Origin of the sequence: Paenibacillus sp. GD4 (assembly GCF_030846225.1) — a bacterium.
Taxonomy (GTDB): Bacteria; Bacillota; Bacilli; order Paenibacillales; family NBRC-103111; genus Paenibacillus_G; species Paenibacillus_G silviterrae.
Map to the genome: position 1 here is coordinate 2,871,003 of NZ_JAVCYK010000001.1, position 26,661 is coordinate 2,897,663.

Sequence of the window (26,661 nt, forward strand, 5' to 3'; positions counted from 1 at the left end):
TCTAGGCACAAACAAATAGAAAAAGGTTAGAATCACAGCATGACCCCATGCTGCTTTCGCAGATGCTCGGAGATCGACGTGAAGCGGAAGCTGCGCAGGATGTTGTCGAGCTTTGCCTCGGTACCGCCGACGTTGTAGTAATGGATGAATGCTTCCTTAGCCGGCAAGCTGAGCTTCTGCTCGGTGGCATCGATCTCACGAGGGTGCAGATAGACGATAGAGCTCTTGCCTTTGCGGTTCGCAGAGCGAATCGCTTGCTTTATCAGCAGTCTCGGGAAGAAGCGGAAGTAGAAGCCGCCGGAGTAGCCGATATTCCGGCCAAGCACCTGCATGACGGACATCGGTACTTCATAAATGCCGAGCTCCTTGCCGTTGACCTTGGGCTTGTGAATGTCCTGAGGGGCATCCGGAATCCCGTACAGGAACGTCTTAACGGGGAAGATGCTTGCATCATACACCATCCCAAGCTCCTCCAGAGCGGTGAGGTAGTGCAGATTACTCTCCACGATCGACCAGGAGGGAGCGCGGTACCCCAGCACCTTTGTTCCGGTGAGATCCTCGAGGATGGCGACGGATTTGGCAACGTCTGCCTTGAACTCCCCGATCGTCTGCTTATAGGCAAGCTGGTGGCCATAGCCGTGGGAAGCCACGTCATGCCCCTCACGTGCAATGGCCTTCACAACATCGGGATAGTCCTCGCCGATGCAGCCGAGCGTGAAGAAGGTGGCCTTGCAGCCGGTATCGCTGCAGAGCTGCAGCAGCGAATCCATATGCGCGCGGAACTTGGAGCCTTTGCCCCGGTAATCGTCAGGGTTGATGTGGTCATAGTTCGCGTGAAACCATTCCTCTATATCGAACGTAAGCATATTATCGATGCCGGTCTTGGTCACTTTCGTTTACGCCCCTTAATGGCGAACGAGGTGCAGAACAGGTCGGATAGCGACCCGGTAGAGCTGCCCTTGGTCGTAAATTTGAACGGATGATACATTTTGAGAAACTCGATATTCTCAAAGCCGTTCTGCTCGAATACTTGCTTCAGCTCGTTCATCGCATACATACGATCGAATTTCTTCGTTTTCTCGAACAGGCGAAGCAGCTTCCTTTGAACCGAGCCTTTATGCAGGGTTTGGATCAGCAGCGTACCCCCCGGCTTCGTCACCCGGCTCAGCTCATCCAGCACCTTACGATACTCTTCAATGAGCTGAATGACGCCGATGCACATCACCACGTCGAATTTGCCTTGCTCGAAGGGGAGCGCCGTCAGATCCTCAGACATCGTCACCAGCCCTCGCTTGGCTGCGAACTCGAGGCTTTTCACGGAGAAGTCTACACCGTAGACGGTATTGTGCTTCACAAGCGGCTCGCTGAATGCACCGACGCCGCAGCCGGCATCCAGTACCTCTGCGTCCTTCAGCTTACCCAGCCAACGAAGGGTGTTGTCCCGCTGCATGAAGAAGCTTTCGTCGTCGAAGTAGTCGGAGGACTTGACCGAAGCTCCGTGCGTTTCTGCTTTGTTATCGAAATATTGCTTCCAACTGTTATGGTTCGAACTCATGGTTACTGTGCATCCTTCCGTGCTGCCTAAGGCATAAGGTACTTGATCAGATAATTCCCTGCGGAATCGGTAATAAAGCTTGGCGCTTTCTTCCACAGCTCGATAAAGAAGCGGAGGCTTTCTTTGTCGGGCGGACCGGAGAGGCTTGAGCTGCCGGCTCCGTCATAGATGAGATACGTCAGCTGCTCAGGCTTCGCACCCCATTGCTCCTTGTACTTGTAGGTGCCCGAGCCGGTCTGCGAGCGTCCGAGGTCAAGCGACTTCAGTCCGCTGCGGATGCCGAACCTTACGGCTTCCCAGTACATGTAGTTGTTCAAATACTTATTGTTGTATTCTACAAGATTGGCCCCGTAAGGGTAATACAGGGTAGCGTTGCCGGGGCTTGTGATCAGAAGCATGCCGCCGACGACTTGTCCAGCCGACGGATCGTGAATCGTCAACAGGAAGGCGTTGTCCGGCAGCAGCTCAAAGAATCTTTCGAAGAAGCTCAGCTTCGGCGCCGGGGAGCCCAGCTGCTTCATGCGCCGGACATATACCTTGTAAAATTCCGGGAGATGACCCGGGTCGAAGGATGAGGTAAACCATCCGTTCTTATAGGTTTTGCGCACGTGGTTGCGGTTGCTGCCGGTCGAAAGGGCAAGCACCTGTTCTTCATCCTCGTAGAGAGGAAGCACAAAGGTGTGATTGTGCAGATGAGATTTCCATCCCGAGGCATCGGGCAGACGGTCGTCCTTCAGGCGAAGCTCCACGTAGGCGAGCTTGTCCTGCTCCCGCAGCCGCTTGAGCGAATCGGCAGCAGCCTGCAGCGCTTCGTCCGATGCCGCACAGAGGTCCATGTAGTTGATAAAGGGCAATGAGACACCGATGCGTCTCAGACCGAGGTTGCGGCCTGCAACCAGAGGAATCAGCGCCTGGATGCTTCCGCGCTCATCTATAACCGCATGATACCTGCACTGATAACCGAAGGAATCGATCAACAGCTGCCGGAAGGCGGTCGTATGATATATCGTGCCGTGCGAAAGCGCATAGCGATCCCACGCTTCCTTCATGGCTTCGGTATAAGCTATACATTGGAGCATCGGTGCACTATCCTTTCATCCACAGGATGACACCGATCATGATGAATGCCGTGCCGGACCATTTCATCAGACTGATGTGTTCATGGAACACAAGCAGAGATACTGCAATCAGCAGTACGTATTGAAAGCTGGAAACGAAGGTGACATAGCTGAGGTCAAACTTAGCAAGGCAATAGACCCAGAGCACAGCTCCTACCGCATACGAGGCGAAGCCCGCGATAATGAGCGGCGAGGTGATATAGCCCATAAGAATGCCCCATAGCGCGCCTTCGAAGTGAATCGATTTGCTGCCGATCTTCAGCAGGGTGCTGGCAAGCACCGTCATGCTGACGCTGGCCAGAAGAATCAAATAATTAATTATAATCCCGCCTCATTTATTTTCTTCTCAAGCTCCTCGAGCTTAAGCTTGGTTAATCCGAGTTCTTGGGTCAGGGCTTTATTATGCATCTTGATGCCGGAGATACTGACGCTCATATTAAGAAGCAGCAGATAAGCGCAAACGATCAAGATCGCAAAGAAAGCCGAAGGAGCATAATCGACGCCGATCAGGTCGGAAAACCAGTCGATCAGGTCCCGGAAGACGGACATCACTAGCGTGAAGAGTCCGATCAGGAACCAGACGAGGGCATACTTCTCTCGAATCATGCGCGCTCTAACCATGAAAAAAACGGAAATGATCATGGTCAGACTAAACGCTACGCCCATCAGCTGTACACTGTATAGATGTTCGGCTTGTATAGCGCTTTCACCACCTAGTTCTGGTATAGGAGAAGAAGATCGACAGGATCACCTTCGCCATATAGTAAGGGCTCTTCAGCGGGGTAATGGAGGATTCGCCGTGCTCGCGCTCTCTCATCTCCACACCGACTTCGCAGATTTGCAGGTTGTGCTTGTTCAGAACGATGATGGCATCCGGCTCCGGGTAGTCGTCCGGGTAAATCCGGCTAAGCAATTCAATGCTTTTGCGGTTATACATGCGAAAGCCCGACGTACTGTCCGTCACCTTGGTCTGAATCAGCATGCGGAACAGGTAGTAGAATACCTTGATGCCCATGCGGCGGGACCAGGAGGTTCGGAACGAGCGAATATCAAGAAAGCGCGAACCGATCACCATGTCGCTGCCTGTGCGCTGCATGGCGTGATACAGCTTCTCTACCTCTTTGGCCATGTGCTGGCCGTCCCCGTCGATTTGAACCATGTAATCATAGCCGCGGTTATTGGCGAACTTGAAGCCGGTCTGCACCGCGCCGCCGATCCCCAGATTATACGGAAGGTCTACGACATGAACGCCGGGGGCCGTCCGTGCTACGGAAGACGTGCTGTCCTTGGAGCAGTCGTTGATCACCAGAATGCCGGCATGAGGAAGACTTGTGCGGATATCCGTGATGACCTTCAAAATGTTGTTCTGCTCATTGTAGGCCGGAATGACGATCAAAATTTTTTCTTGTTCCATAATGTCAGCATCCCCGCAAATTTTTTGGAAAACACAATAATGCCTTGAATGATTCTGTCGGTCCCATAAGCAGCCGCAATGGCTAGGAACGGCAATGCGGGTGCCTTATACCTGTACATTCCGTCGATGAATAAGAAAATACAAAACAGGAACACGGCCAAGACGGATAACCAGACAATGGATGCCTTACGAAACAGCCCGTTCTTGACCGCGGCTGCCGTTCCGGTAAGAAACAGCACGGTCGGAAGCAGGTGCCAAGCAAAGCTGAGGATGCCGGAAAGGCTCGTCAAACGGACATTCCACACCCACCAGCCGAGAAAGCCGATCATTCGTTTCCCGTATAAGATAGACACATGGTCCCAATTATTGATTATAAAACTTAAAACCAAGCTGTTCAATATATTAATTGCATAATCCGGCTTGTAAAAATAATCATAAGGCGTGGCCTTATCATAAATCCAGCCGTGGGCGTAGACGTTGTACAGCACCATTTTGGCGTTGAACTGCAGGGAGCCGACGAAGGGGTCCAGCTTGCCGGTGAACAGGAGCACGAGGACAGCGAGCAACGCAGTCGCCGTACCTCCTCCGAGCAGCCATATGTACTTCCTAAGAAAGGCTCGTACAGCAGGCTGGGGCAGGCGAAACAGGATGTACAGGAAAATAAACGCCAAAGAAACGACCCCGGTCGGCCGGAAAATGAGCATATACAATGCGCTTAGAGCGAAGAGGAGGATGTCCTTGCGTTTTCGGGTTTCGAAGGCAACCAAAAGCAAGTACACGCATGCGAGCAGCAGACTGATGAAGAAGCTGTCGGACAGGATGTACATGGACCAGATCGAGACGCCCCAGGAATTAGCGTAGAACAGGGAAGCAATAACCGCTGTCGCACGGTTGAACAGCTTCAGCGCGATGTGATATACGAAAAATACCGATAAGCCGGAAACCAAGCACTGCAGGAAAATAACGGCCGTTTGGCTTTTGAGAAGCCCTAGAAGTACGGTGAGGAGTATATTATATCCAAAATATAAAATATCATTAATGGTCAAGCCGATTTGAAAGTCATTCAGCAGACGGTAGGCGTAATCCAGATACCACTTGCTGTCGTCGGAGTGGGGTAGGCCCGCAGGGGAATAGTACACTCGATACAAGTGGCGAAATCGCATGAACAGCGCGAACAGCATCAGCGGGACCAAGTAGAACCATTCGCGGTTTCGGTGGGTAACGTACAATTGGTGAACACGACGGAACACTAGATCACTTCTCCATTGCGGCAGGGATAAGGGTTACATAGCATGTCAATTATGACATAAGTCATTAGGAGCCGCAAGCAGGATTTCTGGATCGGATTACCAACTATTTTTGTACGTTTTGTGAAAAATAAGGTTTGACAAAACTGTGAACGTGCATACAATAGAAGGTAAGCGTATCCACCTATCCTTTGAAGGAGTGAGGATTATGACCGACAACCAAGCGAGATCGCTGAAGTTCACGAATCGGGTCGCACCGGCCATCTGCATTGCAGGCATGCTCGTCGTGCTGACCAGCTTCTTTACAACCGATATGACAGCGGACTATATCTTATACAGCGGCATTGGCGTTGTTATCTCGTCCGTCTTCCTGTATATGTTCGGCCTTGTGCTTGCACTGGTAGAGGAAAAAGGGCACACCCCAGTCATCGAAGACTGAAGGGCGCGCCCTTTTTTCTTGTTGTTATGCGTAGGCAACCAATTAATGATAGTGCCCGCCGCCTCCGAACGACATGACCCAGATCGAACCGAGCACGATCACAACGGCCATCAGCACCCCGTAAACGATGTTGATGACCTGGGACTTTTTATCCTCGCCCTCGGTTACGTGCATGAACATGAACAGCTGCAGCCCCGCCTGCACGACAGCCAAAGTGCCGATAATCCACATAATGACCTGGAAGCTGAGATTGGTCTTCAGGGCAACGATGGCTGCCAAGAAGGTCATCAGCAGCGAGAGCAGGAATCCGAGCACATGGCCGAGTGGGAATTTCCCCGTTTGCTTCCGCTCCATCTTATATCACCAGCCCTTTCAGATAGACGAACGTGAAGATGAAAATCCATACCACATCAAGGAAGTGCCAGTACAGTCCGATAATGAACGTCTTGCGTGCCGTAACCGGCGTTATGCCGCGGCGAAGCAGTTGTATGATGATCAGGATCGCCCAGCCGATCCCCATGGAAACGTGAAGCCCGTGGGTCCCAAGCAGAACGAAAAAGCTCGAGAGGAAAGCGCTGGTTTGCATCGTGGCGCCCTCGTGAACGTAGTGCATGAACTCGTTCACTTCCATATAGACGAACCCTGCGCCCAGGAGGAGCGTGATGATCAGCCAAGTGAGCAGCCCCTTCAGGGAGTTCCGGCGCATTTCGAGAATGGCTAGCCCGCAGGTGAAGCTGCTCGTAAGCAGCAGCACCGTCTGGATCATGACATCCTTCATGATAAATAAGTCTTTGTGCGTCGGTCCGCCGGCATACCGGTCGAACAGCACGCCGTATACGCTGAACAGTGTTGCGAAAAGAATGATCTCCGCGCCGAGGAAAATCCAGAAGCCCAGGATATTCATCCGTCCCTGCGCATCCCGGTATTCCATAGGGAGCGACGAGTTCTCATGTCCGTGAGCCGTGTTAGCCGACATAACGATTCACCTCACCTTTGCGATTTCTCCACTTGCGTTCCGTTTGTTCGATTTCTTCCTTGTGCACATGATACCCCTCGTTGTAATCGAACGAGCGAACGATCAGTCCGGCGAAGATGCCGATTGCGGCTACCGCGGCGGCAATATGCCATTCAAAGACAAGGAAGAAGCCCGCGACGCCGAAGACGGCGCTCATGATGATAGGAAGACCCGAGTTGCTAGGCATGTGGATCTCTTCAATTTCTTTATGGTCCAGGGTCAAGCCCTCATTGTTCTTCTTCATATGCCAGAAGGCGTCCAAGCCCTTCACCTCAGGCAGCTTGGCGAAGTTGTAATGCGGCACCGGAGAAGCGGTCGCCCACTCCAGTGTTCTTGCATCCCACGGATCTGATGGCACCTGACGGCTGGCAAAGCGCAGACTCCAGTAAATGTTGTAGCAGAAGGCAGCGAAGCCGACGGCAAGAATCAGCGCGCCGATAGCCGACAGCAGGAACAGCGGCGCATTGCCGGATTCCGCAGAGAACGTGTATGCGCGTCTTACGGCACCGTTCAGACCCAGGAAGAACATCGGGAAGAACGTCAGGTTGAAGCCGATCACGAACAGCCAGAAATGCCAGCGTCCGATGCGCTCGTTCAGCATGTGACCGAACATTTTGGGCCACCAGTAGTACAGGCCTGCGAACACCGCGAACACAACGCCCGGAATGAGCACGTAGTGGAAGTGCGCCACCAGGAACAAGGTATTGTGGTACTGGTAATCCGCCGAAGCCATCGCAAGCATGACGCCCGTAACCCCGCCGATGACGAAGCATGGGACGAAGGCGAGCGACCACAGCATGGCGGTTGTCATTTTGATGCGGCCTTTGCGCATCGTGAAGAGCCAGTTGAACATTTTCACGCCCGTAGGCACGGCAATCATCATCGTCGTAATCGAGAAGAACGAGTTGACGGCAGGTCCGGCACCCATGGTGTAGAAGTGATGCACCCACACAAGCATACTGAGCAGGGCGATCCCGACGATCGAGACGACCATCGACTTGTAGCCGTACAGCGTTTTGCGCGAGAAGGTGGAAATAACCTCTGAGAAAATACCGAACGCAGGAAGCGCTACGATATACACCTCAGGATGGCCCCACAGCCAGAACAGGTTGGCCCACAGCATATCCATCCCGCCGCCGGACAGCGTGAAGAAGTGCGTCCCGTACAGGCGGTCAAATGTCATTAAAGCAAGCGCAACGGTGAAAATTGGGAAGGCAGCGACGATGATGACGGATGTGATGAGCGTCGTCCAAGTGAACATCGGCATTTTCATCAGCGTCATGCCTTTGGTTCTCATTTTCAGAATCGTCACGATAAAGTTAATCCCGGTCATCAGCGTACCGATCCCCGCAATCTGCAGGGCGACGGCATAATAGTTGTTTCCTATACCCGGACTGAATTCCTTGCCCGCCAGCGGGAAATAGGAAGTCCAGCCTGCATCCGGCGAGCCGCCGATGACGAAGCTGAGGTTAAACAGCATCGCTCCGCTGAAGAAGAGCCAGAAGCTCAGAGCGTTCAACTGAGGGAAGGCTACGTCCCGTGCGCCGATCTGCAGCGGAATGACCACGTTCATAAGACCGATCAGGAACGGCATCGCCATGAACAGAATCATGATGACACCATGCGTGGTGAATATCTCGTTATAGTGCTGCGCATCCAGGAACGTCATATCCGGACGCGAGGTTTGGGCCTTCATCAGGAGGCCGTCGACGCCGCCGCGGAAAAACATGAGCACGGCGGACAGTATATACATGATACCGATTTTTTTATGGTCAACGGTGGTCAGCCACTCTCTCCAAAGCCACTTCCACTTCCGAAGATAAGTGACGCCTCCAACGATGCCGAGCATGGTTAATGCAATGGCGATTTGGGAGCCTAAGATCAGCGGATCTCCCGTGATGAAGAATTCATTCCATTTAATGCCCATGGTGCTCACCCCCAGCAGATTTCTCGGTTACGGCAGGCTTCGTCGCCGGTGCAGCTGGCGTTGTCTGCGCAGGCTGGTTAGACGATTCCGTGCCTTTATTTTTGTAGTTGTCTTCCTCTTCGAAAATCTTTCCTTTATACCCATGACCGCTTTGGTACAGCTCCGGGTTGGTGTACGACTTCGAGTCCGGATCCGCATGGTTCACCCAAGCCAGATGCGTGTTGGAGAACGTCATCCGTCCGAGATGCGTCGGCTTCAGAAGCTCCTCGTACTTCTCTTCGGTCAGCTTCGGTGCGGTACGGCCTACCTCGGCTACCCATGCGTCCCAATCCTTCTGCGTCTGCGACAGCACCTCAAACTCCATATCCGCATAGCCGCGGCCGTTGAAATTCGTGTTGCGTCCCATGTAAGACCCCGGATGGTCGGCGACGAGGTACATCTGCGTCTCCATCTTGCCCATCGTATACTTCTGTCCGCCGAGTGCCGGAACCCAGAAGGACTGCATCGTGCTGGCCGAAGTCAGCTTGAACAGCACCGGCGTATCCTCGGGAATGTTGACATAGTTGACGGTCTCGATACCCTGCTCCGGGTAGCTGAAGATCCATTTCCAGTCGGCCGAGGTGACGTGAATCGTAATCGGCTTCTTCTCCTCATAGCCCTTCGGAACACCTTCGAGGTCGTATAAGCTCTTGACCGTCGGGATCGTCAAGGCAATGATGATGAGAATCGGAATCGCCGTCCAGACGATCTCCAGAAGCAGGCTGCCTTCTTCATTAGGAGGCTCATAGTCCTTATTCTCCGGCTTCTCCCGATACTTCCACACAATGTAACCGAACAATCCGAACACCACGACAACAACCAGCAGCATCCAGACGAGCGACCAGTTGATCAGGTCGAGGATGTTTCGCGCCACCGGACCCTGCGGGTTGAAGACGACCATGTCCGGTACGCAGCCGCCAAGCAGCAGGACCAGGATCAGCGACAGCGGCAATGCAATTAGCCTAATTTTACTCATGAGGTAAGCACTCCCTTCACAAAAAAGACACACATTGAGAAAATATTCACAATCTGTTCAAGGTTGTTGTGATTTATTTCACTTATGGATCCATAATAGCATGACGTCTCTTCGGAAGTTGTTACAGATCGGTTAAAACTGTGACAAATCTCGTAAGGTAAACTTAACCCAAACCCTCGGCTGCGAATCGCTTGCCCGGTATTGATGTGCTGCTGCGGTTTCGGGTATACTTTGGGCTAATCAATCATCTTGAAGGATGTGGGCGAAGGTGTCCGAAGAATTATTGAAAAAGCTGAAGTATAAAACAGGACGAGCCCTGGTCATCGGCTCTGTTCCGGAGGGCTTTGATCTCGGGATCGAAGCGGATCGTACGGCGGACGGGACGTATGAATTCGTCATGCTGTTCGTAGCAGACAGCTCGGAGGTACGGGAGCAATTCCCTCGGGCGCTCGCATTTTTAAAGGAGGATGCGGTATTCTGGGTAACCTATCCGAAGCAATCCTCGAAGGTGAAGACGGACATTAACCGCGACTCGCTGTGGAAGCTGGCGGATGAAATCTCCGACTACCGTCCGGTCAGCAATGTGGCAGTGGACGAGAAATGGTCGGCGCTTCGCTTCCGGCATAAGGATAAGGTGAAGAAGTAGGCCAGGTGATGCGGCAGGGATGAGGAAGGCGGACGGCCTTCTGACTCCCTGCTTTTTTTTGTTACGCTGCAGTGGATTAGAGGACGTCCGGGCTCCATATACATAGGATGGAGGTCCGGCAAATGTCGCTTTGGCGTGCAAGCAGGGAAATGCCGGCCGCTGTAGAATAACTGTAGCAGGAATGAAGTGTGAAGGGGAGAATGGCTTCGTGAAAGCGATCACAGTACAGGATTTGGTTACCCGTTTTACATTAGAGGTGCTGACAGGGGCGGAGGAGCTCCACCGCACGATTGAGAAGCCGCGAGCTTACCGGCCGGGGCTGGAATTTGTCGGCTACTTCGATTTCTTCTCTCATGCGCATGTTCAGGTGCTGGGCAGAAAGGAAATCAACTACCTCCATAAGCTAAGTGAAGAAGAGCGCAACGAGCGCATCGGCAACATCGTGAAATACCATCCGCCCTGCTTTGTGGTGACCCGCAATCAGGAAGGCTTGAAATATTTAATGAAATATTGCGAGGAGGAACGTATTCCGCTGCTTCGTACCGGGGAAGCGACCTATAAATTTCTGGATCTGCTGGATACGTTCATGGCCAAGGCGATGGCGCCGGAAATTGCCGTTCACGGCGTATGCGTCAACGTCTCCGGTATCGGGATTCTTCTGCGGGGCAAATCCGGCGTCGGTAAGAGCGAAACCGCTCACACGCTGATTCGGCGCGGGCATCGCCTCGTTGCCGATGATCTGGTCGTGTTGAAGAAGATCAGCCCGGAAACCATTCTCGGGACCCACAATGGTACGAGCAAGGAGTTTCTGGCTCTGCGAAGTATTGGGCTGATCAATGTGTCCCGGTTGTACGGACGCAAGGCGTTCCAGGACGAAACCCGTATCGTACTGGACATTGAACTCACCAAGTGGGAAGAGAACGCGCTGAATAACGATTTGGAGCTTGAACCGAAGTTCACCGAATATATGGATGTCCAAATCCCGCACATGCAAATTCAGCTGCAGCCGGGGAGAGACGTAGCAGGACTTGTTGAGGCGGCGGCGAACAACTGGTATCTCCGTCAGCAGGGCTACAGTGCCGTAGAGGATTTCATGAAGCGGCTGGAAGGCGAAAGCCGGTAAATGGCGGGCAGGGTTAAGGCGCTGGGGATCCGGGCGGGCTGGATTCTCATATACGGGCTCTTGTACTTTTTGATCTACGGCGCGTTCACATTCCTTAGCGGGTTTGCCATCGTTCCTAACGAGCCGGACTTTCTTTATCGCTGGCCTTCGCTGTCCGATACGGGTGTCCTGCTGCTCCTGCTGCTTTATAGCTCGGTCATTGCAATATTATTCGGATGGCTTGGTACCCGGGTCTCTCAGATCGCATCGCAGCACCCGGCATGGCTTCCGGCGGCAGGGTCCTTGCTCGTTCCGGCGCTTGGGCTGGTCATCTGGACCGCCACATTCTTCAGTCTCCGTGGTTCCCAGACGGGAATCGGCAGTATGGAATGGCTGCTGTTTACTTTGTATAACATTTGGATGCTGCCTTTGATGGACACGCTTCAGTACTACGTTACGGATGCAACACGGATGAAATATATCGGCGCGCTGGTATCGCTGCTCCCTACGGCGGCTTTTCTGGCAGGGATCCGGCTTCACCGCCAGCCATGGAGGCCGGCCCGGAAACGGCAGGCTTACAGGCTGGGGGCAGGGGCGGCTGCTGCTATCGTTCTCATCATTGTGCTGACCGGCATACTGCCTAAAGGGACGTTGTTCACTTGGAAAACGTACCCTACTGTAGACGGCGCCACCGCGGCCATTCCTTTCGGCAAGCTCATGCTGAGCGAGCTGACGGGCACGAATCGGGCGCACGCCGACCGGGCGCTTCGCTTCTATACCTCGCATGAGGCTTATGTGAACCTCATCGAGAAGCGCGCCGACCTCATCCTCGTCTCCGGTCCGTCGAAGGAGGAGCTGGCCCTGGCCGAGCAGAACGGGGTGAAGCTGAAGCTGACCCCGATCGGGAAGGACGCTTTCATTTTTCTCGTGCATAAGGAAAATCCGGTGAGCAATCTTTCCTTGAAGCAGATCCAGGATATCTATACAGGCGATGCGGATAACTGGAAGCAGCTGGGCGGAGAGGACAGCGCCATCACAGCCTTCCAGCGGGAAGCGAATTCCGGCAGCCAAACCTTCATGGAAAATAAGGTCATGAAGGGACTCACGATGGCGAATCCTCCGATGGACCGCAAGGTCACCGGAATGGGCGGGCTGATGGATGCGGTAGCGGATTATAAAAATTCGAAGCATGCGATCGGCTATACGTTCTATTATTTTGCCAATGAGATGCATCGGCGTGAGGAAGTAAAGTTCCTCGCGCTGGAGGGAATTGAGCCGAATAAGGACAACATCCGCTCGGAGAAGTATCCTCTGACGGCTCCGCTGTATGCCGTAACCAGAGAAGGAGAGCCGGAGGACGGCGCGGTCGGCCGATTGCTGGCATGGCTGCAGAGCAGCGAAGGGGCGCGGCTGATCGAGCGCGGCGGCTTCGTGCCGATCCGGCCTTAGGCGAACTCGTGCATAGGACCTCTGCCGTGAGCGCATAGTAGTAACGGTTATGCATCTACTTCACCGGCACAGGAGGAACGATATCCATGGCATCGAGCAGAAATCATCAGGGAGCACACGGCATCGGGCAGGCAGAAGAGCAGCTGAATCAGCAGGCGCAAGCGGCCGCGGAGATTCAGGGGCAGAACGAAACGGATCAGGAAATTCTGGCTGCGGCGAACGAACAGGATTCGGAGCTGGATGAGATCATCGAATCGTAAGTGAATGCTACAGGAACGGGCACTGACCTTGGTAGAGGGTCAGTGCTTTTTTGTGCTACGATGGGGGGAAGAGAGGTGAGACAGGTATGCGGGACTACTTGCGTAAAGCGTATGAGAGCTGGATCGATTATCCGCGTCGGGAAGGAAGCAGGCTCGCCGGAGGAGAGTACCGAATCGTGCGGTTTCTAGGTGCGGGCAGCTACGGGCTGACGTATCTGTGCGAGCATAGAACCACTGGGGAGCAGGCCGTCGTGAAGCAGGCGAAACCGAGCAAGGGGAGGCTGGGAGCGGAGCTGCTTCAGCGGGAGGCGGAGGTTATGGCGCTTATGAACCACCCGCGTATCCCTAAGCTTGTCGGGACGGTCGCGGCAGGGAAGCATGTCTATCTCATCATGGAGTACGTAGAAGGGGATACGGTAGAGGATCTGATTTTCGAGCGGGGCCTCAACTTTACGGAGCGGACGTCTCTGCAAGTCCTTCGGGAGCTGATGGACATAGTAGCTTATGTACATGGCCAAGGGTTCGTTCATTTGGATATCCGCATTCCCAATGTGATTTGGAAGGGAAACGATCTGCATCTGATCGATTTCGGACTGGCGAAGCGGATCGGTGCGCATTTCGTGCCGGAGCGAGGGATGGACGAGGAGCTCGTGCGACGCCGGACTCCGACGCTTTCGAGCGACTACTACGCGTTAGGCCATTTTCTGCTGTACCTGCTGTATTCCTCCTACCCCAGCGCGGATTCGGATACACAGGAGAGCGCTTCGGAGGGAGACGATTGGGAAAAGGAGCTTGCGCTCTCGGCAGGAACGACGTCCTTGCTGCGCAAGCTCCTCCAAAGAGATGCTCCCTATGATTGTGACAAGACGCTTCTTCAGGACCTGAGGCAATCGATTCAGGAGCTGGAATAACGGCCGTACTTGTTTTTGTAATGACGGTGTCCTTGACGGTAGCCGTAGCTCTTATGCACGTCGGAAGACGAGTGCTTTTTGTACATCGGCTTGTGCTGATAATGCCCTTGCTTGGAGTGAAGCAGAGAGGATAGTAACTTTCTGAGCAGATGCTTGATCATAACGTGGCCTCCTCCGATTCGAACTGGATTTACATTATATGTACGGTTTGACGCTCCTGAGGTTTCAGGAAAGCTGCTTCGCATAGCAGAGGATAACCTTGGGAAAGCTGGTAGGAGGGGGCGAATTGGTATGTTTGGTAAAGAGCGGTTACAGCATATCAGCAGCTATGCCGGAAAGCTGCTGCGGCAGAAATTCGGGCGCGGACCGGATCAAATCTTCGCTTATGCCGGAGATCGATTCCTCATTTTATACATACAGCATTTTTTGTCTCCCATGGAGGAAGTGCTGCTGCGGCAAGGACATGAGGACACAGTTGACGTTGCCCGGACGAAGATCGTCTCTACCCTTCTGGAGGAGCTTCGTGGCGTCATCCAGGTGACGCTGGAAAGGGACGTTGTCCATTGTTACCATGACTGGAACTATAGCTCTAATCATGGGATGATGGCGGCCGTATTCCATCAGGAGATTGCGCCTCCCTTAGAGGCACCGGCAATGGTCGAGGGAGCAGGCCAGGGGGCTTTGGAGCTGGAAGTGGCCAGAATCAGTTCACTGGTACAGAAGGTACCCGAGCGGATCGAAACGTACCGTTTGCATCCCGATGTCTATGTAATCATACGTACAGGTATTCTGATTACGCTTGAGAAAGCTTTGATCAAGAAAGGGTTTGAGGCGGAGCTTCTGGTTACCAAGGATGAGCTGGAGAAAACGTATTTTCGCCGCGACGGCAGCTTGCAGGAGCTGTTCGGCCGGGAAATGAAGGATATTTTCGTGGATTGGCTGCTTAAGGAAGATCAGAGCTTGATGTGCATTGTCCTGAAGTAGGACGAGAGCTGCCTGCAATTTACTGGCCGTTAAGGCGGGCTGAACGGTTTACAGGAAAGGCGGCTCCTTTATATAATAAGAGCTATATTCGTTTGCCCGCGGTTCATTATAGAGAAAGGGATAGGATGCCTTTTCTTGGAAAATCATCAGGCGGGGGAGCGACCATGCAGGAGTTGACAAATCAAGGGACGACGGGCTCATCGGCCCAGCAGGCCCAGCAATTGATTGCCAGCTATACGGGCAAGCTGCTGCGGGATACCTTCGGCAAAGGCCCGGAGTCAGTCTATGTTTCCTTGGGACAAACCTTCTTTACGATTTATTTGCGGAATTTCCTCTCTCCCTCCGAACGGGTACTGCTGGATCAGGATCATGACAGGATCATTCATCAGATGCGGGATAAGCTGATGGATAACATCATTCCCGAGATTAGCACGTATATGAGTATCGTAACGGGAGTAAAGCCGAGGGAATTTTATTACGATTGGAATTTAAATAATCGCTCGGGCATGATAATGGGAATGACCTCGGAGCCATTTCCCGACACGCCCCCGCCGATCGAGCAGTACGAAGGCAAGGAAGGTCTGGAGGTTGAGGTTGTAAAGATCAGCCAGCAGGCCCAGAAGGCGCCGGAGGAAATCTACTCCTGCGAAATCAATCCCAGAACGCTTGTCGTGCTGCGCAACGGGATTCTGGTGCGAATTGAGAAGGAGCTCATTCGGCTGGGACACGGAGATTTACTTCGGACGGTGAAGCGATATCTGGAGAAGGGCTACATGCACAATAACAGTGCGTTTGAATCGCTTCTTCAAAAAAGAGTCATCGACTCCTTTGTCGATTGGAACTATCAGCTGGACAAGAGCATGATGGTTTTCGTTTTGAATCCAAAACATCCACCCGGTGGCAATGTGCTGGACATGGTTGACATGAGCCAGTCATAAACCGAAATGGAAAGCGGACGCAGTTCGCTTTCCATTTCGGTTTTTTTCATTTTTACATCAACAGGAGGAAGTAATACATCATGAACCGTAATCGTATGTCCCCTTTAAGCGAGCAGTTGAGGGCTTTAGGAACGGAGTCTGCCGCGGCTTTTTCTATGGATCTTCTGGATCTTGTGAACCGCCTGCAACTGTACGATGAACTCGCTCCGGCGGCCTATACGGAAATCGGCCGAGCGCTGCTTGAGGTGAAGAAGCTGACGAAGGACATTCCTTCCGAGGAGCTTGTTATGTCAGCTGATGCGTCGATAAGGCAGCTGCGCGAGCTGGAGATGGCGGTATCGGGAGAAGAGGATCTGTTTATCAGCCGGTTCCGCAGCACGCAGAGGGGCTACACCTTGCAGAGGACTTTAGTCTTGCTGAAACGGGAGCTGTCCGCCTGCGGCGGCTTGAAGAAGGAGGAGCGAAAGCTTATTCTGGAACGCGTCGTCTATGCAGGTAAGGTGCTGGATCAGCTGATCGACATTTTGGTCTGAAGGAATAATCGGTACCCGTTTATGTAAGTCTATATATCGGGTACCTTCAGGAACCCCGAAAGGAAGGAGACAAGCTCATGGCCCAGCAGCGTAACGATAACGACGCCTTTGTTACCAATAGCAATGAGAAGTATGACCGCTCGCGTATTGTGGAGGATGGAACGAATGCGATTCACAGCCCGGAGGAAGATGCCATAGCGGCCATCAAAGGGCATATTGAGAAGCAGGACGAGGAGAAGTAACTCCTGCGGCAGGCAAATGCACGCTCGGCTCCGGGGGAGAGGGCGTGCTTTTGTATTTGTATGCCTATACTCAAGAGACAAAGCATAGTATACTGTGTAGCAGTTATAGACAGGCTGTCTGTTTATAAGGGCGGCATAACGGGTAAGTGCTTTATTAAAGGACTTGCGGCAAATTTAAGAAAATGTTAAGGCCTTCGACTGAAAAAAGTTCAGTTTTGTCCTATACAATGGGTGTAACGGAACCAAGGGACGAGGAGCGGATCGGATGGAAAACGGGTTTGCTGGGGGCAGAGGAAAACGGAATGTGCTGATCCTGTCGGGCAGCCTAGGCGACGGACATCGTCAGGCTGCGGAAGCACTTGCCGAAGGGTTTCGAAAGTATCGCCCTGAGGTAAACGTGCAAATTGTCGACTCGATGGAATGGATGTACCCCTATGTACATACGCTGGTGAAATACTGCTTCGTGAAGGGAGTAGAGAAGGCGCCGGCTGTTTATGGATATTTGTATCAAAAAACGCGAAGGGCGGAAGCCGTTTCCTTGCCGCTTCGGTCTTTCCTGTGGCTTGGGCTTCAGAAAATGGCGGCGAAGCTTGGAGCGCTGCAGACCGATGAAATTGTATGTACCTTTCCTTTGGCGGCGGCGGCGGTTTCTCTTCTGAAGGACAAGGGACTTTGCGGGCTTCCGCTCATTACGGTAATAACGGATCATACGGATCACAGCCTGTGGATTCACCCGCATACGGATGCCTATCTGGTGGGCTCTCCTCAAGTGAAGTCCGCCCTAGTCCGGCTGGGGATCGAGCCTTCCCATGTAACGGTAACCGGCATTCCGCTGCGCCAGCGCTTTTGCGCGGTACCGGACCGGGAAGGGCTGCGGGCAGCCTTCGGCCTCCACTCGGATGCCCGTGTTGCTCTGGTGATGGGAGGCGGGTGCGGCTTGCTGGGCGACCTGGTGCGGGAACAGCTGCTGCTTGCGGCGAAACGAGAGGCGGCTCTAAGGCTCGTGATGGTGTGCGGACGAAACGAGTCGTATCGTAAGCAGCTGGAGGAGGAGGTTCAGCTGCTGCGGATCGGGGATCGCGTCCGTGTGCTCGGCTTCGTGACGGATATCCACCAGTGGATGGCGGTGTCGGATGTGCTCGTCACAAAGCCCGGCGGCTTGACGACAGCGGAGGCGCTGGCCATGAAGCTGCCGATGCTGCTGACGAAGCCGATTCCGGGGCAGGAGGAGGATAATGCCCGCTTCCTGGAGCAGACGGGGGCGGCCGTTCGAGCTGCGGCGGACCGCGGGCTGGACGAGCAGCTGCTGGAGCTGCTTCGGGACCCGCAAAGGCTCGCGGCTATGCGCCGCTGTGCGGATGCCTGTGGAAGCCGGCAATCGGCAAGACGGGCGATCGAACAGATCGGCAAGGTCCAGCGCGCTTCCGTTACCGCCCGAACGGGCCGAATACCTGCCTTCGTATGAGCCGGAAAATCAAAACACGCTTACAGCCGCCTGGGAACAGGATCAGCAGTAAGCGTGTTTTTTGTTCAAGAGCCGTTTAGCTTGGAGACAGGAGGTACGGGCGATACAGGAGCGGCGGACAACGGACTGAGAGGATAGAAGGTTTCCCCCGTGCATTTCGTACAAGTGCAGCGGTAGCAATCGGCCATCTCCTCCAACACTTCACCACAACGGTCACAGCATTTGGCGGGTAAGGATGCATAGAACTCGCTTGTATTCTTTAGCATACCATCATTCCTCCTGCTCCGGCGGCTTTCCAGCCGCCTTTGGCGTTAAGTTGTCTGAATAGTCTAATTATACACGGAAAGCGGTAGAATTGTAAGCGCTTTTTTACCCATCCTTCAGCAGCTCCTGAAGCATTAGAATCGCCTTGGTACGATCGTTAGTGCCAATCTTGCTGTAAATCGTGCTGACGTAATTTTTCACGGTCCCTTCGCTCATGTAAAGCGTGCCTGCAATTTGCCGGTTCGTCTTGCCTTCCAGCATCAGGGCAATAATGCTCTTCTCCCGTTCCGTGAAAGCAATGCCCTCTGCTTTCAGGCGTTGAGCACCCCAGTCGGCCATGCCGCCGTTCGCGGATTGCGTCAGCCGGGCAGCCAGTCGGGATGCGACCGCAGCCGGCATCATGAGCTGTCCCCGTATACTGTCCCGTATCGAGTGAGTCAGCTTATCCCCCGGCATATCCTTAAGCAGGAAGCCGGAGGCGCCGCTCATCAGCCCGTCGATGATATAATCGTCCTCTATGAATGTAGTAAGGATGAGTACGGTTGTATCGGGATAGTCCTTTTTAATCAGCTTCGCACTTTCGATGCCGTTCATGACCGGCATTTGGATATCCATCAGCACGACCCGGGGACGAAGCCTTCCTACGACCTCATATGCCTGCAGCCCGTTGTCCGCCGTGCCTACTACGTTCATGTCTTCCTCCAGGCTCAGGATCGTCTGAAGTCCGTCCCGCATGAGGGTCTGGTCGTCCGCGATCACAATTGTAATCGGACTGTCATTCACATGGATCCCTCCGTTTCTTCTCCTATTCTATAGTACCTTATCGGCAAATGGCAGGAAAAGGCGAACTTCTTCATTTTCTGTTAAAATAAACATGACGGGTGTCCCACTTCCTTCTGGAATAAAAAATCAAAAGAAAGCGATGGAACGATCATGACGGAATTACAAGGAAACAATCGCAATGAAATTACGCCGGGACTGGAAGTCCAGATTGTGCTTAAACAGGATCAGCGGACCGGCAAGCTGACCAAAGGAATAGTGAAGGATATCCTCACCAAGTCGCCGACGCATCCTCATGGAATCAAAGTGAGACTGACGGACGGACAGGTCGGAAGGGTAAAACAAATTTTGCGCTAGGCATAAGTAGGCCGCATTCCGTATATTACATAATGATACACACTTTATGTTTTCCACCGGGGGATCCTTATGCCTTTTTCCAAAGTGTTTTTTATGAATATCAGCCTGCTGATCTCACTGGCTTATTTAATGAACGTAGGCTATAAATACATACTCAGCAGCGCTCCCCGCAGGGTGAAATTCGCTGCGTCGGTGGTTATGTTTATATTTGCCGGCTGGCTGACGATGGTATTCGGATTGCAGATCGGAGAGAACGTGCTCTTCGATTTGCGGATTGTCCCGTTGATTACCGCCATCTTCGTATACACAAATCCGCTTTTCCCTGCGCTGATTGGGATCGGTATCGGCTTGGCGCGATTTACCTTGGGTATGAATGAAGCCGCGATGGCGGGATTTATTAACCTGACGCTGCTTGGGATCCTCGCGGCGGCCTTGAATGCCTGGTACCAACGTAAGCCCGACCCATTCTGGCGGAAGGTCGGAACTGCCATCATCGTTATGAACGTGGTTAATGTAGTGAATATCAGCATCTTCGGTGTTCTGGATTTGCCGACCTACCTGCTGACGATTGTACCGAAGACGCTGCCGCTCAGCTTGGCTCTGAGCTGTCTGTTTATGTTTTTTCTGCGTGACTTTTATGTGGAAATGCAGCGTATGCTGGAGCTTCGCAGGACGAACGATCTGCTGGAGCAGCAAGCGGTGGCGCTGCTTCATACCAAGTCGGCGCTTGAGGATAAGGCGAAGCAGCTGGAGCAGGCTTCCCAATATAAGTCGGAGTTTCTGGCAAACATGTCCCATGAGCTGAAAACGCCGCTGAACAGCATTATTTTATTATCCCAGCTGATGCTTGATCGCTCTGAGGTCCCGGGTCACCTGTCCGAAGAGGATCGGCAATACGTTCAAATGATGCATTCCTCGGGAAAAGAGCTGCTTCAGCTGATTAACGATATTTTGGACCTGTCCAAGGTCGAGGCGGGCAAAATGGACATCCTGGACGAGATTATAAGCGTTCAGGAAATTCCGCAAATTTTGTATCATCAATTTCTGATGATTGCGCAGCAGAAGGGCGTTGCGTTTGAGATCCACATGGAGCCGGGTCTTCCGGAGCTGCTTCGAACCGATGGGATGAGGGTGCATCAAATTTTAAAAAACCTTCTGTCTAATGCGTTTAAGTTTACCCATGAGGGGAAAGTAACTCTAGAGCTGAAGCGGATGAAGACTGCCCCTGATGAGCTGGAAAACGGTAAGAAGGAATGGCTGGCCATTAGTGTCATAGACACGGGAATCGGCATCGCAGAAGATAAGCAGATGCTTATTTTCCATGCGTTTCAGCAAGGGGATGGGTCCATCCATAAGCAGTATGGAGGAACGGGTTTAGGATTGTCCATCAGCAGGCAGCTAGCCGTGCTCCTAGGTGGGGCTCTAACCGTTGAAAGCAAGCTGGGGGAAGGTAGTCGCTTCACGCTGCTGCTGCCGATAGATGACGCAGCTCTGGAGCGTGAGGGGGAACAGGATATATTTATGAAGGTGTAACGTCCTGACGCGTAAGGTATGCTAAAAAGAGTGTCAAACTTAACGAATTTTTTACTTAACAAAAGTAAGTAGGTTATGATATAGTATTTAATGTAAAATAAATAGTTAATTAGGAGTGAAAACCATACGATGGAACATACAACGGAACAATTGTCTGGAGTGCAAGTCATTCGCGAGCGTCATTCGGTGCGCCAATATCAGAAGGGTGTTACTATTCCGGAAGCCGAACTGAATGAGCTTTTCGAACTGGCAGGCCTTGCGCCTTCCTCATGGAATTTGCAGCATTGGCGTTATCTTGTCGTTCAGGATCAAGCTAACAAGGAGAAGCTGCTACCGTTAAGCTTTGGCCAGCAGCAGGTAGTAGATGCTTCCGTTGTTGTCATCGTGCTTGGCGACCTGCAGGCGAACCTGGTAGCTGAAGAGGTATTTGCCGGTGCCCCTGCGGAAATCAAAGAGCGCATGGTTCAGCAGATCAACGGCGCTTACGCAAGCAATCCGCAAGTTGCCCGTGACGAAGCCATCCGCAACGCTTCTCTCGGCGCTATGCAGCTGATGCTTGCCGCCAAGGCGAAAGGTTATGATTCCGTACCGATGGGCGGCTTCGACCCGGCTGGCGTAGTGAAGGAATTCGGTATTCCCGAGCGTTATATTCCGGTGATGCTGCTTCCGATCGGTAAGGCGCAAACGCCTGGCCGTGCAACGGAACGATTCCCTCTGGATAAGATCGTCATCCGCGAGCGCTTCTAATAAAGACCAAAGCCCTGCTTCGGCAATGTGCCGCGAAGCAGGGCTTTGTCATGTCCAGGACTTATTCTCCAGCTGTCGTGATCATCCAGCCGATCCCGTATTTGTCCTCCAGCTTGCTGAACCAGGAGCCCCAGAATTCCTTCTTCAGCGGCGCAACTACCTTGCCTCCGGCCGACAGCCTATCGAAGGCGGCACGAGCTTCTTCAACCGTGGCATACTCCAGGTTCAAATCCAGGTTATTCCCTTGCTGCAGGGGGCCTTGGACCGAATCGGACATGAAGAAGGTCACCCCCGCCACCGTCATGCACAGGTGCATGACCTTATCCTTCATCGCGTCGGGGCAGTTTGGAGTTTCTCCGAAGGTCATGATGCTGTTGATCTCCCCTCCGAGCGCCGATACATAAAAATCCGCTTGCGAACGTGCATCCTCTGAAAAAAAATACGGTGTTAATTTGGCCATAAGTCTCAGCTCCTTAGAAGGTGTATAGTTGCTATAGACTAATTATAGCTTTCAGGAGGCCATCCCGTTTCTTACGGATTGCTCTATTTCCATCTCTCATACTGCTCCCGGAGGTTGGCGCGGTTCACCTTCTTACGGTGGAGTGACAGACTGGGCGCCTGATGATTCAGCTCGGCAATCTGGCGGTTGATGTCCTCCATCAGCTCTCCCAGCTTAGGGCTTTCCGGTTCCCGTTCCAGAAGCTTAAGTGCTTCTACTGTGTTTGCTTGAATCTCCCTGCGCAGCATGATGAAGGGAGGTGGAACGTTGGCTTGTTTGAGCAGCGTCGTTAAGATATCTCCCGTAGGCACCTCCAAAGGCTTGCCGTAGCCGGCCAAGGATTCAAGCCCGCCTTTTTTCACAAAGTCCTCGTAGGCTTCGTCCACCCACTGCCGCTGCTGCCGCTCCGCCGCCAGCATCACATCCGTATCCTCGAAGGTTTCCTTCGGAAGCGGGATCAGCGGCCGCTGCCGGGGTTCTTCCTCATGACTCACAAGAATCGTCTCCTCTCCGAAACGAATTTCACATAAGTATCCCCAGCGTAATAGAAAGCAAGAAGCCGGTCAAGGGCAGCAAAGTGTGATTCCCCCCTGCATGACCCCAACCGGCTGATTTATTATACGTATACGGGTTCAACTGAGAGCGGAGCTAAGGCTGTGGTCTCATCCACATGAATAAAAGCATCATACCGCTCCGGCAGTACGGTCGGCACATAGTTGCCGCGCTCGTATTGCGGATGGTAAACGACCCCGATCGCCCGGTGACCGATCACCTGCTTGAACGAATCCTGCCCTTCCTTTCCGAAGATCAGGATCTGATCATGAGCGCCCGCCTGATGCATAAGGTCCTCCCAGCTGTTCCTGCGCCCTTGCGGAACCTCCATGACCTCCAGCGGGGCGCCCCAGGAGGTGGCGGCGATAACCGTACCGCGGTGCGTTCCGAATCCCACCGCGTATACATCGCCCGGTGGCTGCTGCTCACGAAGCAGCTGGCCGACGTTGACCATGCCGTCCCGTGCCATGTCCGTCGCCCTCGCATCTCCGATATGGGTGTTGTGCTCCCATACAATCGCTTTCGTTTCCGGTCCGTGGAACCGGACGATCCGGTTCAGCGCTTCGACCATGTGGCGGTCGCGGATGTTCCAGGACTCGGCGTCCCCGGTAATCATGCTCCGGTAATATTCCTCCGCATGAACCGTCACGAGGCCGTTGATCTCCGCCGCAAGGGCTGCTTCCTCAGGATCATCGGAGCGGTGGGCGTCCGTGCGAAGCTTGGTAAGCAGCCGAATCACTTCGTCCACACAGCCTTCATTGAACAGGGAGGCGGACAGGCCGTACGACTGCCCGTCGCGGCCGAACGGCTCGAAGCAAGCGAACGCCTCGCGGGCGGTGTCCAGATGGGGAGAGCCTGTTTGCTGCATATAGTTCAGGATATCATCCATCGATTCCCACAAGCTGTAGACATCAATGCCATAGAAGCCGACACGGTTCGGAAGCTCCTGTCCGTCATTGTAGGTGCGGAGCCATTCGGTGAGGTCTTGTATTTCACGGTTGGCCCACATCCAGGTCGGCCAACGGTTGAAGTCGCGCAGCGCCTCCTCTGCGGAAGCGGCTGCGCCGGGCAGCCCCTTCACGTAGCGGTTGACGCTGAAGCAAGACGGCCAATCGCCCTCTACGGCGATGACGCGGAACCCTTTGCGCTCGATGAGACGACGGGTCAGCTCAGCCCGGTACTGATAAAATTCGGATGTGCCGTGGGAGGCCTCGCCGAGCAGCACATAATGGGCGTCGCCGATGGCGTCCACAATCCGGTCAAGGTCCTCCGAAGAACGGAGCGCCGTCGCATGATCTTGAATCTCTTCGATAATTTGCTTCGTGTTCATAAGGACTGCAGACTCCTTTAAAGGTAACTTGGAATGAGTTTAGTATGCGCGGAATCGGTGGATAATGAGTAATAATCCGACATGGATATCATTGGAAAGTAGGGGGGGATGAATTTGCACATGACGCTTGCCGAGAAAAACTTGTTTAGCGCAGGTTTTGTCTTGGGATTAGGATTGTTAGGAGCCTTTGACGGGATCATGTTTCACCAGCTGCTGCAGTGGCATCATGTTGTGCATCATCCTGATTCGCGGGTGGAGCTGATCTCCGATGGTGTTTTTCACGCCGTCGTTAGCGCTTTGATGCTGTGGGGGGCGATCAGACTGTTTCGCCATGCTCAGGAAGACCAATTATCAGGACGCTCTGCTGTATTTTGGGGCAGTATATGGGTAGGGGGCGGCGTCTTTAATCTGGCGGAGGGGCTTATCAACCATCATTTGCTGCAGCTGCATCATGTGAAGCCGGGAGATCCTTATGAGCTGTGGTACGATTTGGCCTACCTGGCGTCCGGGTTGGTGCTTGCCTTCGTCGGCTGGAAAATGTGCTCTCCGGGAGGGCGCTCGGTTTCTCATGCTGCGAGATCATGAGGATTTTGCCCCCAGGGTGTGGCGGGAGGAGCCGGCGCCGGAGCATGCGGTAAACTGTATGGCGTGCGAGCTGGCCGGCCAGCGAAGCCGCGTCATCTGGGGCGAAGGCAATCCGAAGGCACCGATTCTCGTGCTGCTCGACAATCCCGGCGACCGGGAGGATCGGGAGGGGAATGCTTTCGTCTGCGGCACCAGGCAAGCGCTGCAGCAGGCGGCCTATGAGACGGGGCTCAGCGAAGAGGACCTGTACGTAACGTATTTGCTGAAGTGCCGACCGAAGCGGGCATACGATAAGGAGCTGGCCCGATCCGCTTGCTCCGGGCATTTGACCGCCCAGCTGGCGCTGCAAAGACCTAAGCTCCTGTTCTGCCTCGGCAATGTGGTGGTGCAATCGTTCTTCGGGAACCCGGAGGCTGAAGTGAAGAACTTAAGAGGCAGGGTGCATCAAATGGAAGGCTGGTCTGTCGTCGTCTCCTACCATCCGCTTGCCGTGAGGCGGAGGCCGAATCTGCTGCGGCTCTTCCTAGAGGACTGGAGGCTGCTGGCGGAGACGCTGCACGAGTTATAAAAATTTTCCAAAAGAATGCAACCTTGTCTCGGATTTCGCGTCTAAGCAGCTAGAGTCCATTTATGACAACAGAGGTGATCGGGACGATGAGAAAAACAGTAATCAGCTTCCTGTGCGGAACGCTGCTGTCGCTGACGACCGTAGCCGCGGCAAGCGATACGATTCAGGCGTTTTTGTTTCCGGCGAAGCTGCAGATCAACGGGGTGGAGAAACAGCCGGCCGATGGGAATCCGGTCTTGAACTACAACGGCTCCGTCTATGTGCCGCTCCGCTTTGTGGCAGAAGCCTTGGGCTCCAAGGTAAGCTATGAAGAAGAGACCAAGACGGTGATGGTACGGGCGGAGACCCCCGCCAGCACTTCCGCGAAGGCATTGAAGGTGCAGCCGCTGGAAACACTGGAGGTCGACTTGGACCTCGACGGAACGAAGGAAATTGTAGAGCTGGTAGCAGACGTCAGCGAGGAAGGAGCGCCCTTCGCTTGGCGCATTCTGGTGGACGGCGGGCTGCGGGCGTTCTTGACCCAGCCGGAGGACGGCATGTACGGACCGGTTGCCCATATGGAGACGAATGACCTGACGGGCGACGGCAAGCCGGAGCTGCTTGTGTATCGGTATAATACGGGGACAGCCGGGGCGATCGGATTAACCGTTTACGAGCCGAGCGTGCTCTGGAGGGCGATCTTCGCCGTATCCGATCCGTTCCGCTTCGACGGTCTCGAACGCATGGAGGCAAGGTACGGGGTTCGTTATTTGGGGAATTTGGAGGTAGAGTTCACGGATAAGGAAACCGGTCTTAAGGCGGTCATTCCTCAGAGCCTTGAGAAATACAAGGGCATCCCGAAGAAAGAGCTGGAGCCGATGCTGGAGAAGCTTCATGTGTGGGTGGATCCGGTCAGCTTCTATAAGATTACCGATGACGACAAGGATGGCCGTAAGGAGATCGTAACGCAGCAACGGGTGATCGGCATCGGACATCCGGATACTCTTGCGCTGCTGGAGAACGTGTACTGGCTTGGAGAAGACCAGAGCTACCGTCCGGTGAAGCAGAAGGTGTATGACTACAAGGAGAACGTAATGGCGGAGCAGAGCCGCAAGCAGCCGCTGAAATAAAGGATGGGGAACTATCGGGATCCGCACGGAGGTGCGGGTCCTTTTTTGACGTTACAGAGCTTGCCTCCATAAAAGCT

At 53.6% G+C, this 26,661-nt stretch carries 34 protein-coding genes; 17 read left to right on the top strand and 17 right to left on the bottom strand.

What is annotated here, in order from left to right; translation table 11 throughout:
• Nucleotides 1–32: 32 nt before the first annotated feature.
• The 7 genes from RAC89_RS13530 to RAC89_RS13560 are packed head-to-tail and all read right to left on the bottom strand — an operon-like array spanning nucleotide 33 to nucleotide 5,337.
• Nucleotides 33–890 carry a DUF3473 domain-containing protein gene (locus tag RAC89_RS13530; RefSeq protein ID WP_306614081.1) on the bottom strand — a complete coding sequence of 286 codons (858 nt, stop codon included), beginning with the start codon at nucleotides 888–890 and terminating at the stop codon, nucleotides 33–35.
• The gene (locus tag RAC89_RS13535) at nucleotides 887–1,555 is read right to left on the bottom strand and encodes a class I SAM-dependent methyltransferase (protein ID WP_306614082.1); all 669 of its coding nucleotides are present in this window, start codon (nucleotides 1,553–1,555) and stop codon (nucleotides 887–889) included. Before RAC89_RS13535 ends, RAC89_RS13530 begins: the two co-directional genes overlap by 4 nt.
• 26 nt (nucleotides 1,556–1,581) lie before the next feature.
• Nucleotides 1,582–2,604, bottom strand: a complete 1,023-nt coding sequence (locus RAC89_RS13540; protein WP_306614083.1) for a GNAT family N-acetyltransferase — start codon at nucleotides 2,602–2,604, stop codon at nucleotides 1,582–1,584.
• 37 nt (nucleotides 2,605–2,641) lie between these two features.
• Entirely contained in the window at nucleotides 2,642–2,983 is a 342-nt protein-coding gene (locus RAC89_RS13545) for a DMT family transporter (RefSeq protein ID WP_284643560.1), read from the bottom strand.
• Between the two features lie 8 nt (nucleotides 2,984–2,991).
• Entirely contained in the window at nucleotides 2,992–3,339 is a 348-nt protein-coding gene (locus RAC89_RS13550; RefSeq protein ID WP_284643561.1) for a DUF2304 domain-containing protein, read from the bottom strand.
• Nucleotides 3,340–3,379: 40 nt separating this feature from the next.
• Complete coding sequence (locus tag RAC89_RS13555; protein WP_284643563.1) at nucleotides 3,380–4,087, bottom strand: glycosyltransferase family 2 protein; 708 nt, start codon at nucleotides 4,085–4,087, stop codon at nucleotides 3,380–3,382.
• On the bottom strand, nucleotides 4,066–5,337 hold the full coding sequence (locus tag RAC89_RS13560; RefSeq protein ID WP_306614086.1) for a glycosyltransferase family 39 protein: 1,272 nt from the start codon (nucleotides 5,335–5,337) through the stop codon (nucleotides 4,066–4,068). Before RAC89_RS13560 ends, RAC89_RS13555 begins: the two co-directional genes overlap by 22 nt.
• A 205-nt stretch (nucleotides 5,338–5,542) precedes the next feature.
• Between RAC89_RS13560 and RAC89_RS13565 the strand changes: the two genes are divergently transcribed.
• Nucleotides 5,543–5,773, top strand: coding sequence for a hypothetical protein (locus RAC89_RS13565; protein WP_284643566.1), 231 nt, complete (start codon nucleotides 5,543–5,545; stop codon nucleotides 5,771–5,773).
• Nucleotides 5,774–5,815: 42 nt separating this feature from the next.
• Here the strand turns inward: RAC89_RS13565 and qoxD are convergent, their stop codons facing one another.
• The 4 genes from qoxD to qoxA are packed head-to-tail and all read right to left on the bottom strand — an operon-like array spanning nucleotide 5,816 to nucleotide 9,730.
• Nucleotides 5,816–6,127 (bottom strand): cytochrome aa3 quinol oxidase subunit IV, encoded by a 312-nt coding sequence (gene qoxD, locus RAC89_RS13570; RefSeq protein WP_284643567.1) that lies wholly within the window; start codon nucleotides 6,125–6,127, stop codon nucleotides 5,816–5,818.
• Between the two features lies 1 nt (nucleotide 6,128).
• On the bottom strand, nucleotides 6,129–6,749 hold the full coding sequence (qoxC, locus tag RAC89_RS13575) for a cytochrome aa3 quinol oxidase subunit III (protein ID WP_284643569.1): 621 nt from the start codon (nucleotides 6,747–6,749) through the stop codon (nucleotides 6,129–6,131).
• A complete protein-coding gene (qoxB, locus tag RAC89_RS13580) occupies nucleotides 6,739–8,715 on the bottom strand; it encodes a cytochrome aa3 quinol oxidase subunit I (RefSeq protein WP_306614088.1) in 1,977 nt (658 codons plus the stop codon). Before qoxB ends, qoxC begins: the two co-directional genes overlap by 11 nt.
• The gene (gene qoxA, locus RAC89_RS13585; protein WP_306614090.1) at nucleotides 8,705–9,730 is read right to left on the bottom strand and encodes a cytochrome aa3 quinol oxidase subunit II; all 1,026 of its coding nucleotides are present in this window, start codon (nucleotides 9,728–9,730) and stop codon (nucleotides 8,705–8,707) included. Before qoxA ends, qoxB begins: the two co-directional genes overlap by 11 nt.
• Nucleotides 9,731–9,998: 268 nt before the next feature.
• On the opposite strand from qoxA, the gene RAC89_RS13590 reads away from it, so the two are divergent.
• From RAC89_RS13590 to RAC89_RS13610, 5 genes are all read left to right on the top strand, one after another.
• Nucleotides 9,999–10,376, top strand: coding sequence for a hypothetical protein (locus tag RAC89_RS13590; RefSeq protein WP_306614092.1), 378 nt, complete (start codon nucleotides 9,999–10,001; stop codon nucleotides 10,374–10,376).
• Nucleotides 10,377–10,584: 208 nt separating this feature from the next.
• Nucleotides 10,585–11,499: an HPr(Ser) kinase/phosphatase gene (gene hprK / locus RAC89_RS13595; RefSeq protein WP_306614093.1), complete on the top strand. Its 915-nt coding sequence runs from the start codon at nucleotides 10,585–10,587 to the stop codon at nucleotides 11,497–11,499.
• Nucleotides 11,500–12,927, top strand: coding sequence for a PstS family phosphate ABC transporter substrate-binding protein (locus tag RAC89_RS13600; RefSeq protein ID WP_306614094.1), 1,428 nt, complete (start codon nucleotides 11,500–11,502; stop codon nucleotides 12,925–12,927).
• 86 nt (nucleotides 12,928–13,013) lie between these two features.
• Complete coding sequence (locus RAC89_RS13605) at nucleotides 13,014–13,187, top strand: hypothetical protein (protein ID WP_284643582.1); 174 nt, start codon at nucleotides 13,014–13,016, stop codon at nucleotides 13,185–13,187.
• A gap of 86 nt (nucleotides 13,188–13,273) precedes the next feature.
• Nucleotides 13,274–14,098: a serine/threonine protein kinase gene (locus RAC89_RS13610; protein WP_306614096.1), complete on the top strand. Its 825-nt coding sequence runs from the start codon at nucleotides 13,274–13,276 to the stop codon at nucleotides 14,096–14,098.
• Here the strand turns inward: RAC89_RS13610 and RAC89_RS13615 are convergent.
• Nucleotides 14,083–14,259 carry a hypothetical protein gene (locus RAC89_RS13615; protein WP_306614097.1) on the bottom strand — a complete coding sequence of 59 codons (177 nt, stop codon included), beginning with the start codon at nucleotides 14,257–14,259 and terminating at the stop codon, nucleotides 14,083–14,085. The two genes, RAC89_RS13610 and RAC89_RS13615, sit on opposite strands and share 16 nt — an antisense overlap.
• Before the next feature lie 130 nt (nucleotides 14,260–14,389).
• Here RAC89_RS13615 and RAC89_RS13620 point away from each other — a divergent pair, with 130 nt between their 5' ends.
• The 5 genes from RAC89_RS13620 (at nucleotide 14,390) to RAC89_RS13640 (ending at nucleotide 18,260) form a co-directional block, all read left to right on the top strand.
• Nucleotides 14,390–15,082, top strand: coding sequence for a Na-translocating system protein MpsC family protein (locus RAC89_RS13620; protein ID WP_306614098.1), 693 nt, complete (start codon nucleotides 14,390–14,392; stop codon nucleotides 15,080–15,082).
• 164 nt (nucleotides 15,083–15,246) lie between these two features.
• Nucleotides 15,247–16,020, top strand: a complete 774-nt coding sequence (locus RAC89_RS13625) for a Na-translocating system protein MpsC family protein (protein WP_306614099.1) — start codon at nucleotides 15,247–15,249, stop codon at nucleotides 16,018–16,020.
• Between the two features lie 80 nt (nucleotides 16,021–16,100).
• Complete coding sequence (locus RAC89_RS13630) at nucleotides 16,101–16,553, top strand: hypothetical protein (RefSeq protein WP_306614100.1); 453 nt, start codon at nucleotides 16,101–16,103, stop codon at nucleotides 16,551–16,553.
• A 77-nt stretch (nucleotides 16,554–16,630) separates the two neighbouring features.
• Nucleotides 16,631–16,795, top strand: a complete 165-nt coding sequence (locus tag RAC89_RS13635) for a hypothetical protein (protein WP_284643594.1) — start codon at nucleotides 16,631–16,633, stop codon at nucleotides 16,793–16,795.
• Nucleotides 16,796–17,060: 265 nt separating this feature from the next.
• Nucleotides 17,061–18,260, top strand: a complete 1,200-nt coding sequence (locus RAC89_RS13640) for an MGDG synthase family glycosyltransferase (protein WP_306614101.1) — start codon at nucleotides 17,061–17,063, stop codon at nucleotides 18,258–18,260.
• A gap of 65 nt (nucleotides 18,261–18,325) precedes the next feature.
• Here RAC89_RS13640 and yhfH read toward each other — a convergent pair whose 3' ends face one another.
• Nucleotides 18,326–18,526 (bottom strand): protein YhfH, encoded by a 201-nt coding sequence (gene yhfH, locus RAC89_RS13645; protein WP_306614102.1) that lies wholly within the window; start codon nucleotides 18,524–18,526, stop codon nucleotides 18,326–18,328.
• A gap of 103 nt (nucleotides 18,527–18,629) precedes the next feature.
• The gene (locus RAC89_RS13650) at nucleotides 18,630–19,307 is read right to left on the bottom strand and encodes a response regulator transcription factor (RefSeq protein WP_306614103.1); all 678 of its coding nucleotides are present in this window, start codon (nucleotides 19,305–19,307) and stop codon (nucleotides 18,630–18,632) included.
• A gap of 150 nt (nucleotides 19,308–19,457) precedes the next feature.
• Here RAC89_RS13650 and RAC89_RS13655 point away from each other — a divergent pair, with 150 nt between their 5' ends.
• The 3 genes from RAC89_RS13655 (at nucleotide 19,458) to RAC89_RS13665 (ending at nucleotide 21,941) form a co-directional block, all read left to right on the top strand.
• Nucleotides 19,458–19,661, top strand: coding sequence for a YwbE family protein (locus RAC89_RS13655; protein WP_306614105.1), 204 nt, complete (start codon nucleotides 19,458–19,460; stop codon nucleotides 19,659–19,661).
• Between the two features lie 69 nt (nucleotides 19,662–19,730).
• Nucleotides 19,731–21,194: a sensor histidine kinase gene (locus RAC89_RS13660; RefSeq protein ID WP_306614106.1), complete on the top strand. Its 1,464-nt coding sequence runs from the start codon at nucleotides 19,731–19,733 to the stop codon at nucleotides 21,192–21,194.
• Nucleotides 21,195–21,323: 129 nt separating this feature from the next.
• Nucleotides 21,324–21,941, top strand: coding sequence for a nitroreductase family protein (locus tag RAC89_RS13665; RefSeq protein WP_306614108.1), 618 nt, complete (start codon nucleotides 21,324–21,326; stop codon nucleotides 21,939–21,941).
• A gap of 61 nt (nucleotides 21,942–22,002) precedes the next feature.
• Here RAC89_RS13665 and RAC89_RS13670 read toward each other — a convergent pair whose 3' ends face one another.
• From RAC89_RS13670 to RAC89_RS13680, 3 genes are all read right to left on the bottom strand, one after another.
• A complete protein-coding gene (locus tag RAC89_RS13670; protein ID WP_306614110.1) occupies nucleotides 22,003–22,401 on the bottom strand; it encodes a VOC family protein in 399 nt (132 codons plus the stop codon).
• Nucleotides 22,402–22,484: 83 nt separating this feature from the next.
• Nucleotides 22,485–22,934, bottom strand: coding sequence for a DnaJ family domain-containing protein (locus RAC89_RS13675; RefSeq protein WP_306614111.1), 450 nt, complete (start codon nucleotides 22,932–22,934; stop codon nucleotides 22,485–22,487).
• A gap of 122 nt (nucleotides 22,935–23,056) precedes the next feature.
• A complete protein-coding gene (locus tag RAC89_RS13680) occupies nucleotides 23,057–24,322 on the bottom strand; it encodes an erythromycin esterase family protein (protein ID WP_306614113.1) in 1,266 nt (421 codons plus the stop codon).
• Between the two features lie 108 nt (nucleotides 24,323–24,430).
• On the opposite strand from RAC89_RS13680, the gene RAC89_RS13685 reads away from it, so the two are divergent.
• The 3 genes from RAC89_RS13685 (at nucleotide 24,431) to RAC89_RS13695 (ending at nucleotide 26,584) form a co-directional block, all read left to right on the top strand.
• Nucleotides 24,431–24,907: a DUF2243 domain-containing protein gene (locus tag RAC89_RS13685; RefSeq protein ID WP_306614115.1), complete on the top strand. Its 477-nt coding sequence runs from the start codon at nucleotides 24,431–24,433 to the stop codon at nucleotides 24,905–24,907.
• Nucleotides 24,891–25,475: a uracil-DNA glycosylase gene (locus tag RAC89_RS13690; protein ID WP_306614116.1), complete on the top strand. Its 585-nt coding sequence runs from the start codon at nucleotides 24,891–24,893 to the stop codon at nucleotides 25,473–25,475. Before RAC89_RS13685 ends, RAC89_RS13690 begins: the two co-directional genes overlap by 17 nt.
• Nucleotides 25,476–25,561: 86 nt before the next feature.
• The gene (locus RAC89_RS13695) at nucleotides 25,562–26,584 is read left to right on the top strand and encodes a stalk domain-containing protein (protein WP_306614118.1); all 1,023 of its coding nucleotides are present in this window, start codon (nucleotides 25,562–25,564) and stop codon (nucleotides 26,582–26,584) included.
• Nucleotides 26,585–26,661: the final 77 nt, after the last annotated feature.